A 22,937-nucleotide genomic window follows, 5' to 3' on the forward strand; every position below is an offset into this window, starting at 1 on the left:
TACACTGGTAGTAGCAGCTTCCTCCGCGGAGGGGCCTGCACAGTGTAACCCTTTTTTTGGGGAAAACGGGGGGACGGTTACAGACCGTTATTTGAAAGAAAAGGAGTCCGCTATGCCAGAAATTACCACCACAACCAACGTCTCGCGGGAGTTCCATATCCGGGGATCATTACGGAAGGCCCTTAACTGCTGTGAGGAATTATTCTCCAGCGAAGGTCCGCTGGTCTTTGCCAACCTTAAGGCAGCTCGGGAATTCACCAAGAGCTACATTGAATGGAAGGTGGCCCAGGGTGAGCCCGAGCCGGTTATTCGTCCCGAGGATGTCTATGCCATGGGCCTGATTGATGAAATTAACCATTTCGTTTTTCATCTCTACCGTCAGGAAACCAGGGAGAGCATGCTTCAGGATGTACTAGTTGAAGCGGAAAGACAGCTGGGTTCCAAACCTGTGCAGGAATGCATCCAGGCCTTTACCCAGGAATTTCCTCCGGGCCCGGTTTTTCGGGAAACCATGGGCATTTCTAAGTATTTGGAAGGGAACCACGGTACCCAAGGGGATTCAGGCTGGGCTGTATCTCTGGAGGAAGGGATTATGCTGTGGCTGCAGTCGAAAAATCCCGGATACGATATAGCAGCCGATTTATTTGAGCACCAAGCTCTGGTGGAAGAAACCCAGTTTTCGGATCTCATTACCACCATCCGAAACTATCTCGCGAAACAGCCTGTCTTCGGGCCCGATAATCAGCCCATTCTGGATATGCTCCGATCCCCAGCCATAGCTCATCCAGACTCATTACAGCAACAGCTTGAATTTATCCGGGACCGTTGGGGGTACCTTTTAGGGGATCGCTTTCTACGCCTCCTACGGGGGATTGATTACCTCAATGAGGTTAACCAATTTGCCGCCAACATGGGGAAGCTCTGGGGAAAACCGGTTACCTCAATCATGGATTATACCGGACTGGAGGAGTATGAGCGGTTTAGTCCTGACCGGGATTGGATGCCCCAGGTTGTCATGATCGCTAAGAGTACGCTTGTCTGGTTGGATCAGCTTTCCAAACAGTATAACCGGGAGATTCGGACCCTGGATCAGATCCCCGACCAGGAGCTTGATATTTTGGCTTCAAGGGGATTCAACGGTCTGTGGCTCATCGGCTTGTGGGAGCGGTCGGATGCCAGCAGAAAGATAAAGAATCACTGCGGAAATCCCGAAGCGGCAGCCTCAGCCTACTCCTTGCATGACTACGATATTGCAGGAGCCCTGGGGGGTTGGGAGGCGCTGGAGCGCTTGCGGGAGCGGTGCAACTACCGGGGTATCCGCCTTGCCAGCGATATGGTACCCAATCATACCGGAATAGACAGCCATTGGATGCATCACCATCCGGACCGATTTCTCCAGCTGCCCTACAGCCCATTTCCATCCTACACCTTTAACGGCGAGAATCTGTCATCCCATCCGGATGTGGGCATTTATCTGGAGGATCATTATTACAACCAAAGTGATGCAGCTGTGGTCTTTAAGCGGGTGGATTTCCGCAACGGCGACACCCGGTATATTTACCATGGTAATGATGGTACCCATATGCCGTGGAATGACACCGCCCAGCTGAACTACCTGAACCCCGATACCCGGGAAGCAGTCATTCAGACGATTATCCACGTCGCTCGAAATTTCTCCATTATCCGGTTCGATGCGGCCATGACCCTGGCAAAGAAACACATCCAGCGGCTCTGGTTCCCCGAGCCGGGGAGGGCCGGAGACATTCCAAGCAGAGCCGAACACGGGATGAGCCATTTTGAGTTTAACCAGGCCATTCCCCAGGAGTTCTGGCGGGAGGTTGTGGACCGCTGTGCTGTGGAGGCTCCGGATACCTTGTTGCTGGCTGAGGCGTTTTGGATGATGGAGGGGTATTTTGTACGGACCCTCGGGATGCACCGGGTATATAATTCTGCCTTCATGAATATGTTGAAAAATGAAGAGAACGGGAAGTATAGGCAGACCATCAAGAATACTCTGGAGTTCGACAAGGATATTCTCAAGCGCTTTGTGAACTTCATGAATAATCCTGATGAGGAAACGGCAGTCGCCCAGTTTGGGAAGGGAGACAAGTACATCGGGGTTTGCACCCTGATGGTCACCATGCCGGGCCTGCCGATGTTCGGTCATGGCCAGGTTGAGGGATTCCATGAGAAATACGGAATGGAATACCAGCGGGCATATTTTAACGAGGTACCCGACCAGGATCTCATTACCCGCCATGAGCAGGATGTCTTCCCCCTCATGAAAAAGCGCTACCTCTTTGCCGACGTTCGGAATTTTTATCTCTATGATTTTTACAGCGACGGCGGCTGGGTGAATGAGAACGTGTTTGCCTATTCCAATGCAACAGATTTGGAACGGGCTCTGGTGGTCTATAATAACTCCTACGAAAGGACCTGGGGTTTTATAAACCAATCGGCAGGGTATGTGGAAAAACTTGAAGCCGGCGAGAAGCAGTTTCGTCAGACTACCCTGGGAAACGCCCTTCGCTTACGGAATGAGGACCACTGTTACCTGCTGCTCTGGGAACAACGGAGCGGGTTGTGGTTTATCCGTAAGTCTACGGAGCTCCTTCATTCCGGATTATACATCGAATTGAATGGGTATTCCTCTCAGGTGTTTATGAATATCCATGAGGTTGAGGATAATAAATTCGGTCATTACCGGATCCTCCATGAGCAGCTCCAGGGACGGGGGGTTAAGGATATATCCCAGGCCATCCGTGATATCATCCTTGAGCCAGTGTATCGGGGCTTTAAAAGCCTTTACTCCCCTGAATATCTGGAAAAGTTTGAGGAATTCCTGGGGATAACAAGTGGAAAAGCACCGAAATTGATCGCATGGTTTGTGGATTCCTTGAAGGCATTTTTGGATGGAATACAGGAATTCCTCAGTTCATCCACCGATCCAGAGCAGATAACCACCAGATATGCACAGTATTTACAGAATATTCTGGGCATTCATCGTTTGTTGGCTAGTTCTGAGGAAGCCGCCAAGAACAACCTTGTGGATGAATTTACATACATCGCCCCGAGACTCTTCGGTTCAACCGGGAGTGAATCCTTCGGCTCGTCAGCTGGAGAGCCCGTAGGGCTAACCCTTTCTGCCTTTGTGATCCTGGCAGCCCTGGGTGAACAGGATGACGAGTGGTATTTGGAAGGGAAGATTCAGGAAATCACCCAGAAGCCACTCCAGCTTGAGGTTCTGTTCAAATGGATTGAGTCCTATGAATCTTGGGCATCCGAGATCCCGGCGCGTGAGGATCTGGTCGGCGCCTTGGACATTCATGCCGTCGTAGAATTCATCGGTGCCAACTATTACGATGGTGTAGTTTGGTACCGAAAGGAAGGAATGGAGGATTTTGCCTGGTGGGCCTGTGTATACCATCTCCTCCAGGGAAAATCGGTTACCGTTTCTGGGGTACGGAAGAGTTACCAGCGCAGTATCGAATGGCTTTCGGCTATGGAGGCCTCGGGGTATGATCTTAACAGACTCTTAGAGCTTGTAGAGCAGTCCAAACCGAAACAGAGGGCCAATTCTAAAACCGTAAAGAAAAACACCTCCGATCCAAAGGCTAAAAAACCGAAGCCAGGATCGAAGGATGGTAAACCCTCTGGAAAGGGTGCATCCACGGCCGCAAAAAAGAAGGCCCCGGGTTCGAAGGCAAAGGGTAAGGATGGAACTAAGCCCTAACTAGTGCGTAGAAGGATGGATGTAGAGGACCTAGGATTCGGCGGTTCCCCCTAGGGCTCCCCTAGGGGGAGAGTCTTCAGTAACGGAAGACACAACCGTCTGGACACGATCTAATACGCGAAGAACAAGTATATAGAGCCTCTTTGGTGAGCCCCTGATTACCTATAGAGTGCGCAAAAGGTTGTAAACTACACCAGATATGGTGGTTCACTCCGGCACCCGACCCGGGATAGTGCCGCTGGCCTGAAAGATTACCAGCTTTTTGCGCACTTCCGATTACCCCCGGTATTCAGGGGCTTTTGGGGGGATGGTCATCCCTAGGGATTCGGTGGGCAAAGCCGGACTCGTACCATTCGCGGGCAGTACCTAGGTTCTTGGGAATTACCTGAGAACCTGTAGGGCCAATAGGCTGATATCATCGTCGAAGTGATCGCTCATGGACAGAGCTCGCACCTGGTTTACCACCTCGTCGAGGTTGGCTTGAGCCCTATTCCGCAATAGAGGTAATAACCGGGTGAACTCCTGGAGGCCGAGCATTCTTCCGTTGGGTCGGGCAATCTCGAAAATTCCGTCTGAGAACACATACAGATAATCCTGGGACTGCATCTGGAACGATCCGGTCTGGTATTCGTGTTCGTCGTCGGCCCCCATCAACACATCCTGGGTATTCAGAGTGAATATTTCTGGTTCAGGGAGATTCTGAGGGGGATGATCTGGGGATGCGGTGATAACCGGAGCCGGGGGACGAATAAGCAGGGCCGGAGGAGCGCCACCGCTGGCGTATTTTAGATGTCCTGTCTCTACATCCAGGACGCCGTACCAGATAGTGAAGAAGGCATTCACCTCCGCTTCGCTCTGGAAGCTCTGGTTGAGTTTTGTTAACAAATCTCCGGGGTTGTAAAAATCCGCACCAGGTACAGCCCGATTATTGAGGGCGTTGGACAGACTCACCGAAAGCAGCGCAGATTTAATACCGTGGCCGCTTACATCGAGAACAAAGAGAGAAAGGGTGTGGGAATCCAGCCAGTAATGGCCGGCGTAGTCTCCCCCCAGCTGGGCGGAAGGAATGAAGGTGAGGCCGGTTTCGACCTCGGGAGTGGTAATGGGTTTGGGCAGTAGACTCGATATGTAGTGGGCTGCGTCCGATAATTCGCCGGCCAGGGCTTGTTGGCTCTCAATGATGGCCTGAAGGTAGATTTCTTGTTGTTCTTGAAGGCGTTTTCGCTCCAGGGATGCGTCAATTCTGGCCCAGAGGATTGATGGTTCAAAATCCTTGGGCAGGTAGTCCTCTGCGCCGAGCTTAATGCACTGGGCCACGCTCTCAGAGCTGTCGAGACTGGAAATCATAATTACGGGAATATCCCGAAGGGCTTCATCCCGCTTGAGCTCCCGGAGGACCTGATACCCGGTCATTCCCGGCATGAGGACATCCAGGATTATTATATCAACGGTATTATTTTGGAGATACTCCAAGGCTTCCTCGCCGGAGTTCATGGGTATGGTCGTGTGGCCCAGGGCGGAAAGATGCCGGGTTAGTAGATTCTGGCTGGCCGGGCTGTCATCGACGATAAGGATTTTTCCGATGATTCGTGCCTTCTCTCCGGCCAGATCCTCCCCGACCTCACCCTCAAACTCTCTGAAACTTGGAATATCCTCGATACTGAGGGGTTTCTTTTCTTTCGGGGGATTTTTGAGCGCGGGGGGGCGTTGTCGGTTTCTGAGATCCTCCAACTGCAGATCGATTATTTCTGCTTCTACAAGATCGAGCATCTGGTTAGCGACGGCCAACAGCTGTTCCATATCTCGGATAAAAATTGGCTCCTGACTTCTAAACAGAACCAGGAGCCTACGGGCGTCGGAGATTATTTGTACCAGGGGAACATAAAAAGCCTTGCGGATGTCCTCGGGCGTTGCGATGGCTAATAGATCGGTATCATCATCAAAGAAAAAAGAGATAAGTTTTCGAACCTTCTCGGCCTTTTTCGCGATTTGTTCAAGGCCTGGGATGAACTCAACCTTCCCGTACTCACGAGCATCTGTCCGGATAATGTCGCTATACCCGGTAATGTGGTTTAGGTAGGTGCGTAGATCATGCCGAAGTTGCTCAAAATGACTAGTTCCGTGCAAAAATTCCTCCCGGATTCCGAAGAATTGGGATGCCCTGGGTCAAGCGCCCTGTTATTCTTCGAATCCGTGCTGTCATTCTATGTCTACGCCGAGTAAAAATTCAAGGTCAGCAAGGGCATTTTGAATGGAGAAGCTGTGCCCTAACTGCTCTAGCCGGCGGTTTATTACCTGTATTTGAGCCCCTTGATACTGTTCCCGGGTTATCAGCTGATTTTCGAAGCTGACCCGGGCGTTTTTTTCCTGCTCCAAGGCAAATTCCAGCTGGGCGGAACTGAGGGTATACTGCTCCCGGCTGCGGATGAGTGCTTCCAGGGCTGTCATAACCTGGAGTTCCAAGCTCTGGTTCAACTGGGAAAGGGCGGCTGCGGCCTGATCCCGCTGCAGGCCTGCTTGTTTTACCTTAGCAGCCTGGGCGCCGCCGTCCAGCATACGGATGCTGGTACCTACCGATACGGTTAGGTTGGCATCCCAGGTGTTATACCAATTGGGAATTCCCGGAAATCGCTGCCCTGTTAATTCAAGAGCTACCGATAGACCTAGGTCAGGGAACCAGGAATTTGTACGCTTCTGAATGGTGATTCCGGCCTCAGCCTGCTGAATTTGGTGTCCCAGGCTTGCAAAGAGGGGATTGTGGGTCTTGGCCCGGGCGACGAGATCTGGTAGATCCTCCACCCCAGGAAGCACCTCCGGATCGGGTATCGGGAGGGTAGGATCCCCAACCAGGATATCATCTAGGGTTAGTTGATCCGAACCGGAGAGGTAGGCCAGGCTCAGGCGGGACTGCTGAATGCCCGCCCGGGCGATGGCTGCCTGGGTTGTAATGGCCGCAAGATTCTGTCGGGCCTCGAGGAGCGATTCCCGGTTAATAGAACCCTGGGCGAAGGATTGTTCCCGGTCCTGTACGATCTGGGTTAAGAGATCCTGGGCTTCCAAGAGGATTTCCCTGCTCTTCACGGTGCTAATTAATCCGTAGTAGGCCTTGGTAATGTCGCGCTTCAGTTCCTGCTGGGAACGGAGCTGGGATGAGGCCGCCGCAGCATATCCGTGTTCGGCTGCTGCTTTTCCGAGGTTGATCTTTCCCCAGGTGAAGATGGGCTGGGTTAGGTTGAGTTTCAACTGAAAGTAGGTAGACTCCGGATCGGGGACCAGCACAATATCCTGGTTCGGTACGGGAACCGGAAAGGTCGAGTTCGGCGCCGGGCTGGTGCCCAGCTGCCCCTGGGAAATAGTAACTCCCTCAGGAGGATTCGCCAGATAGCTTGCTGAACTGGAAAGCTCGATGGTCGGCCAGTAGCGGGCCCGGGCCTGGTCTACCGAAACGCCTGCCTGTTCCCGGGCAATGGCGGAGTCCTGCAGCACCGGGGAATGGTCCATGGCACGGACGGTCAGTTCCTCCAGGGTAATGCTCCACCCCGTCCAGGTCTGGGTAATCCACAGAATACCCCAGAGTAGACCGAAGGAAACTCTGGCTACAGCACGCCGGCTGACGGGATGCCGGCGCAGGGGGGGTGGGTTCATCGGTACTCCACGCATAATCATTACGGAATCACGACCCGTAGATCGGGTAGGTAGTAGGGATCCTGGTGGGAGCTGATGTCAAAATCCTGGGAGAAGGTGGTTTTCTGGATTCCGTCTGCCGGATCAATCAACTCGCTCGATCCCGGATTCGTGTAGGTGATGGTTACCGTCAGACCGTCCTCCCCCGCCGGGATTTCCGGGGCTGGGGTGTCATCCGCATCCTCGGCACCGTAGTCCCCGGGAGTGGAATCATGCCAAGATACCGTCAGTGAAAAGCGACCGTTCTGCCCGGTGGTCGTTTTCTGAACCGCGGTTCCGCCTCCGGCCTTCGTAAAGGATACCTGCACCTCGATACCCTGAACGGGCACCGCATCACCACTGGAGGTCTCCCGGTACGCGTACCCCGAAACACTGGTGGAAAAGCCGGTTACGGGTTTCCGGGTCAGCTCGATGGGAGAACCCGGCACGGGCAGCAGTTCATCGTCATCGGTGGATTCCTGGACCGTGATGGTCACCGTATCCGAGGATTCGTAGGTCTCGTCATCCACGGAAATGATAAACTCGGTTTCTTTACTCTCGTCTTCGGTAAGCCAGCTGACCTCCTCAAAGCGGTAGAATCCCCCTTCCCCCTGTTCATTATTCCCCGTCCGCACGGCGTATTCGTTATCCGGCACATCCGTCTGGGTTAACAGAACCCGGACGCCGTTGGTTCCCGAACCGGACTGGTTCACCACCTGGCCCTGGATTATCGGCGCCTTAAGACGCGCCCTGGGCATCAGGATGTCGGGAATGGTATTGGAACCGTCAGAAAGGACCCCCTTATGGGTCATGAAGGTGGTCTGGTAATCCTCATGGAGGACTATAAGGTAAATGGTTCCCGAGTCGGCATCGGGCCAGAACCGGCCCATGGAGGTTTCCCAGAATACCCGGGAAGTGAAGTAGCCGTCCTGGCCGTTCTGGGTAACCGAGGCAACGCTGGTAATGGCGGAATCGGCATAGGCGTCTTCTGCCAGATCCGCCGGATCGCTATCAAAGAGATAGATGGTCGCCCCGTTTATTCCTCCGGAGGATTCGGCGTCCTTCACGAAGCCCTGGACGGAAGCACCGTAGTAGTTGGTGCAGCCTGAGAACACCAGAATTATCAGGAGCAGTACGGCCGGGGGGATGAGGTTTTTCATGGATTGTCTCCTTCTTGGATAGGGTGATTCGAATGCCTGCGGATCCAGGGCTTAATTCTGGCTTCCACGAGCCAGTAGATGGTCGGAATGAGCACCAGGGTAATGAGGGTAGAGGTGGTCAGCCCTCCCACCACGGCGCGTGCCATGGGAGCCCTGAGCTCAGAGCCGATGCCGAATCCCAGGGACATGGGAAAGAGTCCGAGAATGGTGGTGGTCGTGGTCATGAGAATGGGCTTCAAACGGGTTCTTCCCCCCTGGATAATAGCCTGCTCCAGGGGTACCCCCCGCTGCTGAAGAACCGACATGTAGTCCAACAGCACGATGGCGTTGTTTACCACAATCCCCACCAGCAGAATGGCCCCGGTAAAGGACAGAATATTGAAGGTGGTGTTGGTAATAAGCAGGGCTGCCGTTAGGCCGATGATGGCGAAGGGAACGCTGAACATTACGATTATGGGCTTAACAAGGCTTTCAAACTGGCTTGCCATAACCATGTAAACCAGCATGACGGCAAGAATCAGGGCGAAAAAGAGGCTCTCGAAGCTGCTGGTCATTTCCGCGCTGGCCCCTTCGATGCTTAAACTAACCCCCACTGGCGGCGGACCGAGATCGGCGATGGCTTGTTCAACATCCTCGGTGATCCGATTGAGGGGCCGTTCCCCCGTGGTTCCGGCCACGGCGGAAATAACCCGTACCCGGTCCTTCCGCTGAATAGACACAGGTCCCTGGTCTTCAACCAGTTCTACTACATTTTCTAGGGGGATGGCGGATCCAGCCTGGTTGTAAAAGGTAATCTCACGAATGCGTTCAACATCGTTGCGGTCCGCCTCGCGGAGTAATAGCAGCACATCGTAGTCCTGGCCGTCGGCCGTAAAGGTGGTGGCCGTATAGCCGTTGTAGGCAGTTCGGATGGTACCGGCGATCTGCAAAGGATTCAGTCCGAGGCTTACCGCTTCGCGGCGTCGAATTTTAAACTGTAGTTCCGGTTTTCCCAGGCTGTAGTCCAGCCGGGGACTGCGGATCCCCGGAATTTTCTCCATAGCCCCCACGATACGCGAGCCATAATCGTACATCGCATCGATGGAATCCCCGGAAAGCTCCATAGCAATGGGGGTATTCCCGGTTCCGCTGGCCATTCCTGCCAGGGATGCCATGCCGAGGATCTCGATGCTGTGTTTTATGTCCATTACTTCCTCGCTCACCCGCCGGTTAATAGCATTGGTGAGCTCCCAAATATCCACCGGACGCTTATCCTTGTCGAGGAGCTTAACGGAGATGGCCCCGAAATGGCTGCCGCCTTCACCGACTCGGCTTGCCATGGTCTCGATGTACTCTCCGGCTTCAGCACGAATAATCTGTTCAATGGATGCGACCTTCCCGGCGGTAAAATCATGGGGAGATCCCACCCGGGTTTCAATGGTTACCTGGAATGACCCCTCATCGGCCTCGGGTAAGAATTCCATTCCCAGTAGGAAGATGGAGCCCAGGCTCAACCCAAGGAGCACCAGGGCGCTACCGAAGACCCATCCGGGGTTACGGATTGCTGTGGAAATGAGCCGTTCATATCCCGCATCCAGCCATTGAAGGATCTTCTGAATGGTGCCGCTGAGGGCAGTAATAATCCTGTTCTTACTGATAACCTCCACATCCGCCAGGGACAGCTCATGATGTTCGCCTTCGGCTTTCTGCCGCTGAGTCAGGCTTACCTTGCCCACATGGAGAAAGCGGCTGCAGAGGACCGGAATCATCCCCAAGGCTGCAATTAGGGAAACCGCAAGACTGAAGCTGATCGTCAAGGAGAGGTCCTGGAACAGAGCGCCGGCTAATCCCTCCACAAATAACATCGGCAGGAATACCGCCATGGATGTGAGGGTGGATGCCGTAATAGCCTGGCTAACCTCCTCGGCGCCTTCAATGGCAGCATCATGGGGAGATAATCCCTGAAGCTGTTTCCGGTAGATCGATTCAAGGACGACAATAGCGTTATCAACAAACATACCGATGGCTAGGGTTATTCCCAGCAGGCTTGTAATGTTCAGGGTCATACCGCCGAAGTCAATCAGGGAAAAGGTAGCAATTACGGATACCGGAATCACCATGGAAATGATGATGGTGGACCGGATATTCCGCAGGAAAAACAGCAGTACCAGGATCGCTAAAAGCCCTCCTTGCCAAGCAGAATCGGCTACACCCCCGATACTTGCCCGTACCTGAACTGCCTGATCTTCCTGAATCTCTATTTCAATAGAGGGCGGTAGATTTTTCTTGAGATCATCCAGCTTTTCCAGCACCGCCTCGTTCACCTGAACCGTGTTGTAGCCCGATTGTTTCTGGATATTAAGACGAAGCCCTTCGTAGCCCCCGGTATTGAGGTACTCTTCCTGGGGTTTATATCCCAGGGTGATGGATGCAATGTCGCTGAGGAAGACGGGACTATTTCCGGCGGTGCCCACCAGCACATTACCGATATCATTCAGGGATAGAAACTCCCCGGTGGTACGGAGGATGATGGTCTGATCATCCAGGCGAATCGTACCTCCGGGCAGACTGACGTTTTCTCCCTGGAACACCTGCATTACCTGGGTCACCGGAATTGCGAGCTTATTCAGACTATCCAAATCCAATTCCACCAAAACGGCTTCTTCTTTTCCACCGAATAACGAGACCTGAGCTACCCCGGGAATCCGTTCCAATTGAGGAACAATTGCATCCTCGGCAAGACTTCGGATATTTATACCCGGTGTTTTTGTGTATAAATTCAACCGCAGAGAGGGCAGTTGGTTGGCGCTGAACCGGAAAAGCTGGGGTCGCTCCGTTCCTTCGGGGAACTGCCCCTCAACAGCCGTCAGAGCCTCCCGTACCTCGGTAACCGCCAGGGTAAGGTCGGTTCCGCTGGCGAAGCCCACCACCACCTGGCTGGCGCTATCCAGGCTGGTAGACGATATGGATTCCACTCCGCTGAGACCCGCCACAGCACCCTCTATGGGAATGCTGATCTGAGCCTCAACCTCCCGGGGACCCACACCCGGACTTACCGTAACAGCAACAATGGTGGGAAATTCCACATCGGGAAACAGCTCCTGGCCGATCCTTGTTAACGAGAGAAGTCCCAGGATAAAAAACCCCGAGAATACCATTGCAGCAGTAACCGGATGCTTAACGGATAAACTGGGAATACTCACGAATTCCCCTCCTGAATCAGGGAGACCTCCTGGCCGTCTTCCAAGAAAGAATTCCCTTCGATAATTATTCTATCTTCCGGTGTAATTCCTTCCAGAATCTGGGTATACCCGTTGCTGGAGATCCCCGGAACCACGGGATGCATCCGGGCATTCCAGGAGCCGTCATCTTGTTCCTCCACGGAGAAGACAAGGTAACGGGTTTCCCGTTGTAACACCGCTGAGTCCGGTACAACCAAGGCATCTGGTATGGTATCCAATGTTAGCCGCGCATTTACATACATTCCGGGCCTCAACAGCTCCGACTGGTTGTCAACGGCAATCTCTACCTCAAAGGTACGGGTGGCGGGATTCAGGATGGTTCCTATGCGGCTTATCGTTCCCTGGAAGGGAGGTTCCTGGGGATAGGCAATGGGCTTTACCGCAACCGAAATAGCCGAATCCGATAGGGCAACCCTGCCGTAGAGTCGTTCCGGAAGGTTTAGAGTGGCGAATATGACATCATCGCTGATTATGGTCATGACAGGTGATTGGGGTCCTACCAGGTTCCCCTCTTCCACATGAATGGACACAATACGCCCGGTTACCGGACTGTGTATCTGGGAATAGGACCGTTGTAGCTCGGCGAGTTCGTATTGCCGCTCAGCGGCTTCAGCATTGGCAAGTGCCGAGGCCAGATCCTCACTGCGTACCCCCTCTTCGAGCAGCTGCAGGCTGCGCTGGGCGTTTTCAACCTCGGTTTGTGCCGAGGAGAACCGTGTTTGTGCATCTTCATAGGCTGACCGGGATATGGCTCCGGCCTCGAAGAGGTTGGCGGTACGTTCGAGGTTGGTTCTCGCGTTTTGGAGATTTGACCGGGCTTGTTGAACGCTGGCCCGGGCGGACGCGATTTCTTCGGGACGGGCTCCTTGCTGGGCCTTCTCGTACTGGGCCTGAGCCGCCAACCAGGCTGACCGTGCCTGGGCAGCCTGGAGCCGAACAACATCATCTTCCTGCTGTACCAAGAGCTGCCCTCGCTGCACGACAGCACCCTCGTTTACCGGAATATCAAGAATCCTGCCGGAAATTTTGGGGATAATGTTGGTGGTACGTTCCGGCTTCAGGTTACCCGAGTACTGAAGGCTTTCCTGAAGATCCATTACCTCCGGAAAACCGGTCAGGACGGGGGTCGGCCGGAACTGGATTTCCGGATCTCTGTTCTGGACGAGTTGGAAAATCACCAGACCTATGAAGGCCAGGGGAATAAGGGAGATAGCACCGATACGTAATGATCTTTTCATGGGGTGTGAACCAATAATGCCTTTCTGATAACGCTCTTCTGCCGTTCAATCTCCCCATCAATACGCTCGAAGGGGAGGGAGGATAGGGTGAATAACATGCCCGATATCCAAACCTTCAGGAGATACATCCGGTTACGTTTATCGAACCGGGATAGGGTGTATTTATCCTCATCTGCCCGTTCAAAAAAGAAGGACAGCTGTTTGGCAAGTTTGACCAGGTTTTTGTGGAAGAGATTCAAACGGTTCGCTTCCTGGTACATTCCCCGGACCAAGGGGTGCAGTTCTTTCAGCAGATCAAAGCCGTAGTCCAACATGGCATCTAGTTGGCTGGAAAAGGTTTCCTGTTCCTTAAGAATAGCGGCCAACCCCTGGTGAAATTGCTTCCAAACGGTATCTACCGCAGAAATGAAGAGTACCTCTTTGTCCCGAAAGTAGGTGTATATCGACCCCGGCGCAATATCAGCCTGTTCGGCGATATCTTTCATGGTGGTGGTGGTAAAACCCTTTTCACCGAAGGCTTGTATAGCCGATTGAAGGATTCTTGTCCTCTTTTCGTCATCCTGGTGGCGAGCCATATCGTACGTATCCTTGATTTTTTGAATTAGTGTTCAGTAATATCTAAATATACTGAATGCCGTTTAAAAAAACAACTGCCGCCCCTGAAAAATTTCCTAGTGCGCAAAAGGTTGTAACATTGCACCCCGGCGACACCACCCAAGGGTGAGATTAAAGGCTGTGCCGCTATATCTGGTGTGGTTTACAGCCTTTTGCGCACTACAGAACAGTTTGAACCAAGCGCCGGTGCCGCATCGGCACAGGGCGTAAAAGACCGGAGTTTCGGCGGGTTAAAAGGTGAGAGTCAGGTGGATGGTAACCTGTCCGTCGCTTTCCGACCGGTTTACGAAGCTTTCGAAGTTGATGTTCACCTTATTGCAGGCCTCGCTGAGGTACGACAGGTAATACAGCCCCAGATTCATGTTCTCCTGAAAGTCCGGGCTAGAGTCATAAAAATCTTTGAGGCTCTTGCCGGAAATATTGGTGGTGATGCGGCTGTTAATCTTCTGTTTTAAATCATCAAAGCTGGATTTTTGATTTGAAAGCATGAGGTGCATTCGTGCGCGATCCCCGGCCTCGGGGCGTTTTTTATTCATACGAAGCAAAACATAGATGTTGTCATCCTGGAGAAGCCGGGAATATTGGCTGGTGGCGTTAGTCATGCTCATGTTCATGAGCAGCTCGACTACCATGAGGGCCAGGTATTCGGGTATGGAGGATCGATCCATGGCGGATACCAAGAACCGCTGGATTTCCCGGATTAATTGGAAATACCCTGTACTGCCCCGGTGAATGGTAAGAATAAAGAAGATGAGGGGGTTTAGATTATCCAGAAACTTTTCCGCAAGAAAGGTATTTATTCGTTTTTCGGTATCCTGAAGATGCTCGCTTTTCTGAATTCGCTGCACCACGGGTCGCAAGACAAGGTTTTTAATCTCGTTTATGGCTCCCTCGTTCTTTTCCAGAACATTCTTGAGTACTTGGCTGTTTATCTTTGTTTTATAATCGATGGGGTTTTTTACATTATGCCGGTTCCAGGTTTTGATGAGATCTGATTCAACGACACAGCTAAAAACCGTGGTATCGTACTGCCGGTAGAGCATGCCGTAGGTCATCAGTTTTATCAGATCGATGATTTCCTTGCGTTTTGAAACAGTGTTGTTCAAGGGAAGTTCAATCTTGCTCAGGTAGCCGAGGAGCTGCATCCGCTGGATGGTTGCCGGTGAGAAGTCCACTACATGGATGCCGAACTCTTCCACCCCATCGGAAAGCCGAAACCGGCTGATACGCTTTCCCTGGTTGGTGAAATAATGCACGCCGTCTTCGGTAAAAATGAGGCGCATGGGAATGTCGATTATACCTTTGCGTGCTGACATATTCATAGGATTGCTGTTATTTCATACTATCTCAGCCTTCTGGAGAGTGCAAGAAGCTCTTTGGAATTTCGAATAATTTGTCCAATCGTCCCGGTTTATTAATCCTGACTTCGAAGCTCATAAAAACTCCGCGCGATGGGAATCCGCCGGCCGGCTCCGAAGGCTCGGGGACTTACTTTTAGAACCGGCGGCGCCTGTCGGCGTTTATACTCCGATGCAGCCAGGAGCTTCAGAACCTGGTCAACCGCCTCCTCGGGGAGTCCCTGGGCAATGAGTTCAGTCCTGGTCCGGTGTTCGATGATGAATCCCTTGAGAATCTCATCAAGAATTTCGTATGCCGGCAGGCTGTCCTGATCCCGTTGATCCGGTCGCAGTTCCGCGGAAGGGGCTTTGGTTATAATTGCTTCGGGGATGATTTCAATGTCCCTGTTAAGATGGCGGCAGAGCTGGTACACCTCGGTCTTAAAAAGATCTCCGATGACCGCCAGACTACCGGCCATATCTCCATAGAGGGTGCAATACCCCACGGCCAACTCTGACTTGTTCCCGGTGGTTAATACCAGGGAGCCGAACTTATTGGAGTAGCCCATGAGAAGCAGACCGCGGATTCTCGCCTGGATATTTTCCTCGGCAAGATCGGGTTCCCGCCCCTGAAAATGAGGCTCCAGGGCCTGAGTAACACTGGAATACACCGGCTGAATCGGGATAGTTGCCGTTTCTATTCCCAGACGCCGGGCGAGTTCCAGGGAATCATCAATACTTCCCTGGGAGCTGTACTGGCTTGGCAGCAGGAAGGCCGAAACCCGTTCAGGTCCGAGGGCTTGAACTGCCAGGGTAAGCACCAAAGCTGAATCGATTCCGCCGGAAAGGCCAAGGTGAACCCGGGAAAAACCGGTCTTCTTTAGATAATCGGATATGCCTAATCGAAGGGCCTGGGCGATTTCCTCGTATCGGTCCACCCGGAGCTCCTGGGGTTGATTCTGGCGGAAGGGTTCAACAATAGAAACGTCCCATGCAAACCCCGGGCTTTGGTGAATGAGTCGTCCCGTCCCGTCGGTAGCCAGGGAATTGCCGTCAAAGATAAGACTATCGTTTGCACCCACGGTGTTAACATACACCACCGGAACACCGGATCCTCGCCCGATCCGTTCCATGAGGGATAACCGAATCCGGGTTTTTTCCGCATAAAACGGGGATGCCGAAGGTACGACGATGAGCTGTGCGCCATTATCCAGAAGGTGCTTGACCGGATCGATGGGATACCGGGTAAGAACATTCGGCTCGGATTCCCACCACATATCCTCGCAGATGGCAATGCCGATTCTGCAATCCTTGAATTCCACCGGTTGCCATCGATTTGCCGGCGCGAAATATCGAGCTTCATCGAATACATCGTAGGTTGGGAGAAGGGTTTTTGCCTGGCGGTGAATTATTCTGCCCTGGTGAATCAGGGCGCAAACGTTTTGTAATGACTTCCCAGCAAGTTCGGTGGCTGTGTCAACATAGCCCACGATTACCCCCATGGTTTCGGGAAGCTGCGATTGGAGAACACGAAGATACCGAAGATTCTCCGACACAAACCCGGGATGATCCAAAAGATCCATGGGCGGGTATCCACATAGGCAGAGTTCGGGAAAAACAATCAAATCTGCACCCTTCTCTGATGCGAGTTTTGATTGAGCGATTATCTGCTGAGTGTTGCCTTCAAAGTCGGCAATTTTTGGATTGATTTGTCCGATGGCAATCTTTAGGTTGTTCATCCGCGATAATTCCTTTCCCTTGACCGCTGGTTTTGGTACCGGTAGACTCACTGTATCATGAATCCCGTATACCTGATAACAGGATCCCAGGGTCCGTTTATGACCTTCCTCGTGAAGTATCTCCTGGAACAAAACGCGCAGGTTTGGGCTCCTCCGGGACAACCCGAAGCGCAGATTATACCCCCCAAGGGAACCGAGGAGGCCTTTCATCCCCTTGCTCAGATTCCCCGGACCCCCTTGGCCGCCCGGGCGTTGATGCTGGATTTTAAGAATAATCAACGTACCCTGGATTACCATTTGCATATCTACAATCCAGCCGTCCAGGGAAAATCTCTCGGAGAGATTTCTGCAACGGTCATTGATCAGAACATTGATACGTCCATCAAGGGGCTGGTCTTTCCCTTACGAGAGTCCCTTACCTACATGCTCGCCCAGGAATCCGGAAGTGTAGCATTGGTGATTCTCGGTGGGATGAATACCATCTTCCCGCCTCTACAGAGCATCGGTTACGGAGCTGTACAGGAGGTTGGTCGGTCTCTCTTTTCCCTCTATCAGAATGAGGGAATTGCCGTCCGTGGTTTTCAAGCGCCGGCGGATGTTGATTATGGTCTGTATTTAGATTACATATCTTCGGTTCTTCGGGAAAATACCGGAAAGACCCGGGGAAGATGGAATAAGTTTAGTGGAAAAACAGGCCTGTTCGGCCTTCGGTAAACCCGGGTCTTCTATGAGGAGATGGAGCCTGGTACACGATGAAAACGTATGAGGCTCAAAACAGGCCTGGTTCCCGGGCTGTATGCAGTATTTCCGGGCTTGAACAGGAAGCCTATGGCGCAAAGGGATGCAGCGGTATCTCTCGGGGCACTACCTCTGGAGTCAGACCCCCCAGGTAGCACCGCATTATCCGGTGTAGTGTACAAACCGTGGCGCGTTAATAACAGGAAGGATAGTCGATGAAATTATGGATACGTCTTTTACTAGGAGCTGCTGCCGGGGTGATACTCGGATGGCTGCTGCCCCTTTCGGGAGGGGACACAGAGTCTTTTTTCCAGGGGATTGCCGGCCTCACCATTAATATCGGCCGGTATATTGTGTTCCCCTTGGTGTTTTTCAGTGCGAGTATCGCAGTGTACGAGCTCTGGTTCGAGGGAAAACTTCTCCGTCTTACTGCCTTTGTTCTTCCCGGGATAGTAATTTCCACCGGACTCACAGTGTTGTTCTCCGGGCTGTTCTTTCTCATCTTCCAACCCGAGCGAATTCCAATCATTATTAAAGAAGGGGATATCCTGGCCCTCCCTGACCCCTTGAGCTTACTTCAAGGTGTGTTCCCGGCGAATCTCTTCCAGGGCTTTGTTCAGAACAGCAACTATTTGTTACCGGTGTTCCTATTTGCGGTGATTCTCGGGTTTGCCTTCCATTACCATAAAGCCCATGCAGAGCCGAGCCTTGACGTGTTTGATTCCCTGAGCCGGGTGTTATTCAGGGTGAATTATTACATGGTTGAGTTCATGATACTTGGTTTTGCCATATTAGCCGGGTACAGGGTGCTGCAGATTCGGGGATTTGGTGATGTGGAACTCTTTTCCCAGCTTTTTCTTTTGTTGGCTGTGCTGACGGTGTTTTTTGCTGTAATTGCGTATCCCCTGATCTTTTGGGCTGTTACTAGGATCGCAAAAAAGCCCGGAAACCCCTATAAGCTGCTGGTCAGCAGTCTCATTCCCGGCATTGCCGGTTTATTATCCGGGGATAATTATTTTACCTACGGATTTCTGGTGAGGACGGGAAAGGAGCAGTCGTTATTACCCCGCCGGGGAGGAGCGACCATCTATCCTCTATCGGTCATGTTTGCCAAAGCAGGAACGGCAGCGGTTATTGCCGTATCCTTTATGTTGATTCTTCGGTCCTACTCCAGCCTAGAGATTTCTACGGGTCAGTTTTTCTGGGTGATTGCTGCAAGTATCGGGGTATCCTTTCTTCTGGCTGGAGAACCGGGTACAGGGGTTATCGTGGGGTTGGCCCTGGTTTCATCCTGGTACGGTCAGGGACTTGAGGAAGGATACCTAATCCTCTTGCCTGCAGCGCCGATCCTTATCGCCTTCGGTGTCTTGTTGGATACCATGGCGGTTGGTTTAATAGCCGGACTCACCGCCAGAATTCAGGAGATTGAGTTTAAAAACTAGGGTAGCGCACAATAGGTTGTTCACTACATTGATACCGGTGTACAGCAACCATTGCTCCCAAGGGTTAGCTTAGAGGCGGACTTCGAGGCCGAGGTTTACCCAGATAAACAGGGTATCGTAGAAGGGCATGGCCGCTTCATCCCAGGCATGCCAGATGGGGAATTCCGTTTTTATCATCCCGATGAATGAAACGGCGGATCCAATGGCGACTCGGGAGCCAAGGCGTACTTCCGGAAAAAACCATCGCCCGCGGGTATGCAAGTCGGTCCAGATAATGCCGATTTCATCCTGGGTTGTACCGTCGATGCCCCAGAGGGGGATCCGTAGAATCCCGCTGATTCCTGGACCGAAGAATAGATCAACCGACGGCCCCAAGCGCAGGGTTATTTCCAGAGGCAGGGTAATCCCTAACCCGAATACCTGGGCAATTGGTCCCAGATTACCCCCGCTTTCGATCTGGGTTGGTACGGCCCTTCCTACAGATTCAGAATACAGGTACTCATCAGTAAAAAAGTCTAAGGCGGGATTCAAGGCTAATACTGTGGAAAAGGGAAGGCGCAGAGAGATACCGAATGCACCCAGGATGGGTGAGGTTTCCGCTCCTTGTACGGTCCCCGGTACTGATTGCCCCTGCCAAAAGACCCCCCTGTGAAAGCCTAAGGCCACCCCCGGGGTATCGTTTCCCCGGCTTTGAGGTTCCTGAGGCGCGGGGGATTGTTCCACGTCCGGGGATTCATGCTGGGAGAATCCGGCGGGTAGGAGAAGGGACAGGAGAATAAGTGCTGTGACAGCCTTAAGACCTGTTTTTTTACCGCGTTTCATGGGGTACCCTCTCAGTGTCCCAGTATACTACAGGGCTGCAGGGATTGCCGGTCTCCGGTGCATTTTCATGGTCTAGTAGGCCTTTGCAAAGACAGCTGCGTACTTTGCCGGCTCCCCGGTAAAGATACAAGTGTTTCCCTGGGCGGTTTCCTCGTTTCCGAAGGGTAGAACCCGAATGGTGGCCTTTGTTTCTTCTTTCACCCTGGCTTCTACAGCGGGGTCTCCGTTCCAGTACGCTGTTACGAATCCGCCCCCGCCGTCGGAGTTGAAGTAGGCTTTAAACTCGTCGTAGGTGCTTGCTTGGAAGGTATTCTGATCCCTGAAGGTACGAGCCCGTTGGAGAAGGTTGGATTGAATTTCTTCCATGAGCTGCTGTACCCGGCCGGCCGCCTCGGCGGCTGGGACTATTTCTTTTTCCCCCGTATCCCGGCGTACAATTACGACCTTCTGATTTTCCATATCCCGGGGGCCAATTTCAATGCGAACCGGTACGCCAACCATCTCCCACTCGGCGAATTTCCACCCGGGGCTGTTGGAGTCATCCTCATCGATAATGACGGTATTGAGTTCATTGCCCAGGGTCTCCTGGAGAGCTGCAAACACTGAGCGGGCATAGGTAAGAACCTGATCTTTATTTTTATTCCGGAAGATTGGAACAATCACTGCCTTGGTGGGTGCGATCCGAGGGGGAAGGACCAGGCCGTTGTCGTCCGAGTGTGCCATAATGAGTGCCCCGATGAGGCGGGTTGAAACACCCCAGCTGGATGCCCACACATAGTCGAGGGTTCCTTCAGGGGTTTGGTAGGTTACATCAAAGGCTTTGGCAAAGTTTTGACCAAGAAAATGGCTTGTTCCGGCCTGTAAGGCTTTTTTATCCTGCATGAGAGCTTCAATTGCATAGGTATTGACTGCCCCTGCAAATTTCTCGCTCTGGCTCTTGACCCCGGTTAGCACCGGAAGGGCAAGGTAGTCTTCAGCGAAGGTTTTATACACCTCAAGCATCCGGAGGGTCTCTTCTTCGGCCTCCTGGGAACTCGCATGAGCTGTGTGGCCTTCCTGCCACAGGAATTCACTGGTCCGGAGGAACAAACGTGTTCTTTTTTCCCAGCGTAGAACATTTGCCCATTGGTTGATAAGCAGGGGAAGATCCCGGTAGCTTTGGATCCACTTTTTATACATGCTCCAGATGATGGTTTCCGAGGTCGGGCGGATTACCAGGGGTTCTTCCAGCTCTGAGCCGCCGCCATGGGTTACCACTGCAAGCTCGGGGGCGAACCCTTCAACATGCTCCGCCTCCTTCTGTAGGTAACTCTGGGGAATAAGGAGGGGAAAGTAGGCGTTGACATGACCGGTTTCTTTAAACATCCGGTCGAGATTGCTCTGGATTTTTTCCCAGAGGGCATAGCCCCGAGGGCGGATGACCATGGAGCCCTTTACCGGGCTGTAGTCGGCTAGTTTTGCCTGGGTAACAATATCAATGTACCAATCGCTGTAATTTGTGTTTCGGGGTGTAATTCGTTCTGCCATGGGAGCATAGTATTTTTTTTACTCTGTATTGTCCAGCAAGTTACCCCGGGAGAATTACCACACTTTTACGGTTTCTACCATGTACCGTATGGAAGCACCATTGGTATCCTGTTGCATGACCTTCTCCACAACCATGATGACGGATTTTTCGTCGGGACTGAGGATCACTTGTTTGAGTCGGTAGCTGGAGACGCCTCTCCGGTAGAAGTCGGGAATGCCTACCGTGTAGGCTCGCACCTGGCCGTCTTTAGGGGTTGCAGTCAGCTGAATATGGAATGCCGCCTCGCTTTGAGGGGATTCTTCTGAGGTGGTTCGGGCTGTCTGTTTTAGGTGAAGATCGTACTGCGTCTCGGTATTAAAATCCCTGAACCGGATCTGTTCCTTGGGAATATCCCCGTTAATATACAGATACACCAGCCGGCCTTGGGCGGTATGATCGATGGACCATCGCTGTACCAAGGGAGTTACGGTATGCAGGAGATTATACAATGCGCCGCTTCCATCTTGACCGAGGCTGACAGGATGTTGGGGTTCATAGGAGTGTACACCCTGAGATGTAAATTCGTTTTGTGCAACATCGACAAAAAAGATGGAAGCAAAGGGGATGGAGGTGTTTTTATCGATCCCGTATTGGCCAAAAACAAAGGTTTTTGAATCCTGGGAGAATCCGAGATTTACGTAGTGGGCAATGTCGCCGCCAAAGAGAAGGCTCGGAACTATAAGTAGTGCAAAAAGTAAACATCGTTTCATGGATTGTTCCTCCAATTAGTTTATCGTATGCCCTGGCTGAATCTAAAGGGTTTTTTTACACCCGTACTAGCGAAACCTGCCGTTTCTGATATAGTATGGGGTATGACGCTCCGGGTTAGGAATACGATCCTCTATTGTATAGCTGCAGCAGTGTTTGGTGTAGCCGTTTCTTTGATAGCCTTGGCTCCGAGGATTGTATCCTTGTTTCAGGTGTTGTCCCTGTCCGAGCGGGTGCTGCTGTTCTCCCGGAGCTTCGGGGAGTGGCGTGTTTACCAGACTCAGCTGAGTGTGGTGTTATTGTCTATGGTTGCCCCTCTCCTGGTTAGCGTTCTGGGGTACCTGGGGTTCCTCCGGTTCTTTCGAAAGATTACTGGACCGTTGATCTTTTTCTTCTTTATTTTCCTGGGGAGTTTGGTTTTTGAAACCCTGCCGATATGGACGCTTTTGGCGCGAATGAACCGTGAACCCCTGGGCCTTATCGCAGGCCTGACCAGGCTGCATACCTTCGGATTAATTCTCGGCGGAGCCGCCTTGTTTACAGCGGGGTTATACACTGCCGGTGTAAAATATCAGTATCAAGGCGGGGCATTAATCATTACCCTCGGGGTAGCCGGCGGACTTTCCTATCTATTACCCGTGGATGTATCTGTGATGGCCAGCAATTTTTTGGCAAAGGCTGGATTATCATCAATCGTGTCTCTCGTCCTGGTCTTTTTAATGGCGGCAACCCTCCTGAACTTTTTTAAGAGCAGTTTGATGAACCAGTCGCCGGGAGACATGGTATACGGATTTTCTGTGGTTGGTATGATGGCCGGGCGGTGGATGATCCACTCCAGTCCAAACGTGTGGATGCTGGTGGTCGGGGTGGTGCTGCTTATTACTGGATCTGTGGTATATGCCCGCCGAGTGTTCCGAGCCTATCTTTGGTATTAGGTTGGTTTCTAGTGGGCAA

The 22,937-nt window shown here is 52.4% G+C and carries 15 protein-coding genes; 4 read left to right on the forward strand and 11 right to left on the reverse strand.

Annotation, left to right across the window (positions count from 1 at the left end; translation table 11 throughout):
* Window positions 1-112 precede the first annotated feature (112 nt).
* Entirely contained in the window at window positions 113-3,733 is a 3,621-nt protein-coding gene (locus DC28_RS08830) for an alpha-amylase family glycosyl hydrolase (RefSeq protein WP_037547831.1), read from the forward strand.
* 381 nt (window positions 3,734-4,114) lie between these two features.
* Here the strand turns inward: DC28_RS08830 and DC28_RS08835 are convergent, their stop codons facing one another.
* From DC28_RS08835 to DC28_RS08870, 8 genes are all read right to left on the reverse strand, one after another.
* Complete coding sequence (locus DC28_RS08835) at window positions 4,115-5,860, reverse strand: PP2C family protein-serine/threonine phosphatase (RefSeq protein ID WP_037547833.1); 1,746 nt, start codon at window positions 5,858-5,860, stop codon at window positions 4,115-4,117.
* A 72-nt stretch (window positions 5,861-5,932) separates the two neighbouring features.
* Window positions 5,933-7,378: a TolC family protein gene (locus DC28_RS08840; protein WP_037547835.1), complete on the reverse strand. Its 1,446-nt coding sequence runs from the start codon at window positions 7,376-7,378 to the stop codon at window positions 5,933-5,935.
* Window positions 7,379-7,398: 20 nt separating this feature from the next.
* On the reverse strand, window positions 7,399-8,556 hold the full coding sequence (locus DC28_RS08845) for a hypothetical protein (RefSeq protein WP_037547837.1): 1,158 nt from the start codon (window positions 8,554-8,556) through the stop codon (window positions 7,399-7,401).
* Window positions 8,553-11,738 carry an efflux RND transporter permease subunit gene (locus DC28_RS08850; RefSeq protein WP_037547839.1) on the reverse strand — a complete coding sequence of 1,062 codons (3,186 nt, stop codon included), beginning with the start codon at window positions 11,736-11,738 and terminating at the stop codon, window positions 8,553-8,555. The genes DC28_RS08845 and DC28_RS08850 overlap by 4 nt, the downstream gene beginning before the upstream one ends.
* A complete protein-coding gene (locus tag DC28_RS08855; protein ID WP_037547841.1) occupies window positions 11,735-13,015 on the reverse strand; it encodes an efflux RND transporter periplasmic adaptor subunit in 1,281 nt (426 codons plus the stop codon). Before DC28_RS08855 ends, DC28_RS08850 begins: the two co-directional genes overlap by 4 nt.
* Window positions 13,012-13,590: a TetR/AcrR family transcriptional regulator gene (locus tag DC28_RS15530; protein ID WP_052078672.1), complete on the reverse strand. Its 579-nt coding sequence runs from the start codon at window positions 13,588-13,590 to the stop codon at window positions 13,012-13,014. The genes DC28_RS08855 and DC28_RS15530 overlap by 4 nt, the downstream gene beginning before the upstream one ends.
* 270 nt (window positions 13,591-13,860) lie before the next feature.
* Window positions 13,861-14,946: a hypothetical protein gene (locus tag DC28_RS08865; protein WP_156104637.1), complete on the reverse strand. Its 1,086-nt coding sequence runs from the start codon at window positions 14,944-14,946 to the stop codon at window positions 13,861-13,863.
* 98 nt (window positions 14,947-15,044) lie between these two features.
* Window positions 15,045-16,706, reverse strand: a complete 1,662-nt coding sequence (locus tag DC28_RS08870; RefSeq protein WP_037547955.1) for an NAD+ synthase — start codon at window positions 16,704-16,706, stop codon at window positions 15,045-15,047.
* A gap of 57 nt (window positions 16,707-16,763) precedes the next feature.
* On the opposite strand from DC28_RS08870, the gene DC28_RS08875 reads away from it, so the two are divergent.
* A complete protein-coding gene (locus DC28_RS08875; RefSeq protein ID WP_156104638.1) occupies window positions 16,764-17,420 on the forward strand; it encodes a Rossmann-fold NAD(P)-binding domain-containing protein in 657 nt (218 codons plus the stop codon).
* 239 nt (window positions 17,421-17,659) lie between these two features.
* Window positions 17,660-18,886 carry a dicarboxylate/amino acid:cation symporter gene (locus tag DC28_RS15535; protein WP_052078678.1) on the forward strand — a complete coding sequence of 409 codons (1,227 nt, stop codon included), beginning with the start codon at window positions 17,660-17,662 and terminating at the stop codon, window positions 18,884-18,886.
* Window positions 18,887-18,955: 69 nt separating this feature from the next.
* On the opposite strand, the gene DC28_RS08890 is transcribed toward DC28_RS15535, so the two are convergent.
* From DC28_RS08890 to DC28_RS08900, 3 genes are all read right to left on the reverse strand, one after another.
* Window positions 18,956-19,708, reverse strand: a complete 753-nt coding sequence (locus tag DC28_RS08890) for a hypothetical protein (RefSeq protein ID WP_037547849.1) — start codon at window positions 19,706-19,708, stop codon at window positions 18,956-18,958.
* Window positions 19,709-19,780: 72 nt separating this feature from the next.
* The gene (gene proS / locus DC28_RS08895; protein ID WP_037547851.1) at window positions 19,781-21,235 is read right to left on the reverse strand and encodes a proline--tRNA ligase; all 1,455 of its coding nucleotides are present in this window, start codon (window positions 21,233-21,235) and stop codon (window positions 19,781-19,783) included.
* Window positions 21,236-21,289: 54 nt separating this feature from the next.
* Window positions 21,290-21,985, reverse strand: a complete 696-nt coding sequence (locus DC28_RS08900) for a DUF2259 domain-containing protein (protein ID WP_037547852.1) — start codon at window positions 21,983-21,985, stop codon at window positions 21,290-21,292.
* A gap of 102 nt (window positions 21,986-22,087) precedes the next feature.
* On the opposite strand from DC28_RS08900, the gene DC28_RS08905 reads away from it, so the two are divergent.
* Window positions 22,088-22,918: a hypothetical protein gene (locus DC28_RS08905; protein ID WP_156104639.1), complete on the forward strand. Its 831-nt coding sequence runs from the start codon at window positions 22,088-22,090 to the stop codon at window positions 22,916-22,918.
* Window positions 22,919-22,937: the final 19 nt, after the last annotated feature.

This window comes from Spirochaeta lutea, from assembly GCF_000758165.1.
Taxonomy (GTDB): domain Bacteria; phylum Spirochaetota; class Spirochaetia; order DSM-27196; family Salinispiraceae; genus Spirochaeta_D; species Spirochaeta_D lutea.

Bases quoted from the DNA above. Each gene is read 5' to 3' on its own strand.
- DC28_RS08830 (WP_037547831.1), top strand. From the start codon at position 113: ATGCCAGAAATTACCACCACAACCAACGTCTCGCGGGAGTTCCATATC.
- DC28_RS08840 (WP_037547835.1), bottom strand. From the start codon at position 7,378: ATGAACCCACCCCCCCTGCGCCGGCATCCCGTCAGCCGGCGTGCTGTA.
- DC28_RS08845 (WP_037547837.1), bottom strand. From the start codon at position 8,556: ATGAAAAACCTCATCCCCCCGGCCGTACTGCTCCTGATAATTCTGGTG.
- DC28_RS08855 (WP_037547841.1), bottom strand. From the start codon at position 13,015: ATGAAAAGATCATTACGTATCGGTGCTATCTCCCTTATTCCCCTGGCC.
- DC28_RS15530 (WP_052078672.1), bottom strand. From the start codon at position 13,590: ATGGCTCGCCACCAGGATGACGAAAAGAGGACAAGAATCCTTCAATCG.
- DC28_RS08865 (WP_156104637.1), bottom strand. From the start codon at position 14,946: ATGTCAGCACGCAAAGGTATAATCGACATTCCCATGCGCCTCATTTTT.
- DC28_RS08870 (WP_037547955.1), bottom strand. From the start codon at position 16,706: ATGAACAACCTAAAGATTGCCATCGGACAAATCAATCCAAAAATTGCC.
- DC28_RS08875 (WP_156104638.1), top strand. From the start codon at position 16,764: ATGAATCCCGTATACCTGATAACAGGATCCCAGGGTCCGTTTATGACC.
- DC28_RS15535 (WP_052078678.1), top strand. From the start codon at position 17,660: ATGAAATTATGGATACGTCTTTTACTAGGAGCTGCTGCCGGGGTGATA.
- DC28_RS08890 (WP_037547849.1), bottom strand. From the start codon at position 19,708: ATGAAACGCGGTAAAAAAACAGGTCTTAAGGCTGTCACAGCACTTATT.
- proS (WP_037547851.1), bottom strand. From the start codon at position 21,235: ATGGCAGAACGAATTACACCCCGAAACACAAATTACAGCGATTGGTAC.
- DC28_RS08900 (WP_037547852.1), bottom strand. From the start codon at position 21,985: ATGAAACGATGTTTACTTTTTGCACTACTTATAGTTCCGAGCCTTCTC.
- DC28_RS08905 (WP_156104639.1), top strand. From the start codon at position 22,088: ATGACGCTCCGGGTTAGGAATACGATCCTCTATTGTATAGCTGCAGCA.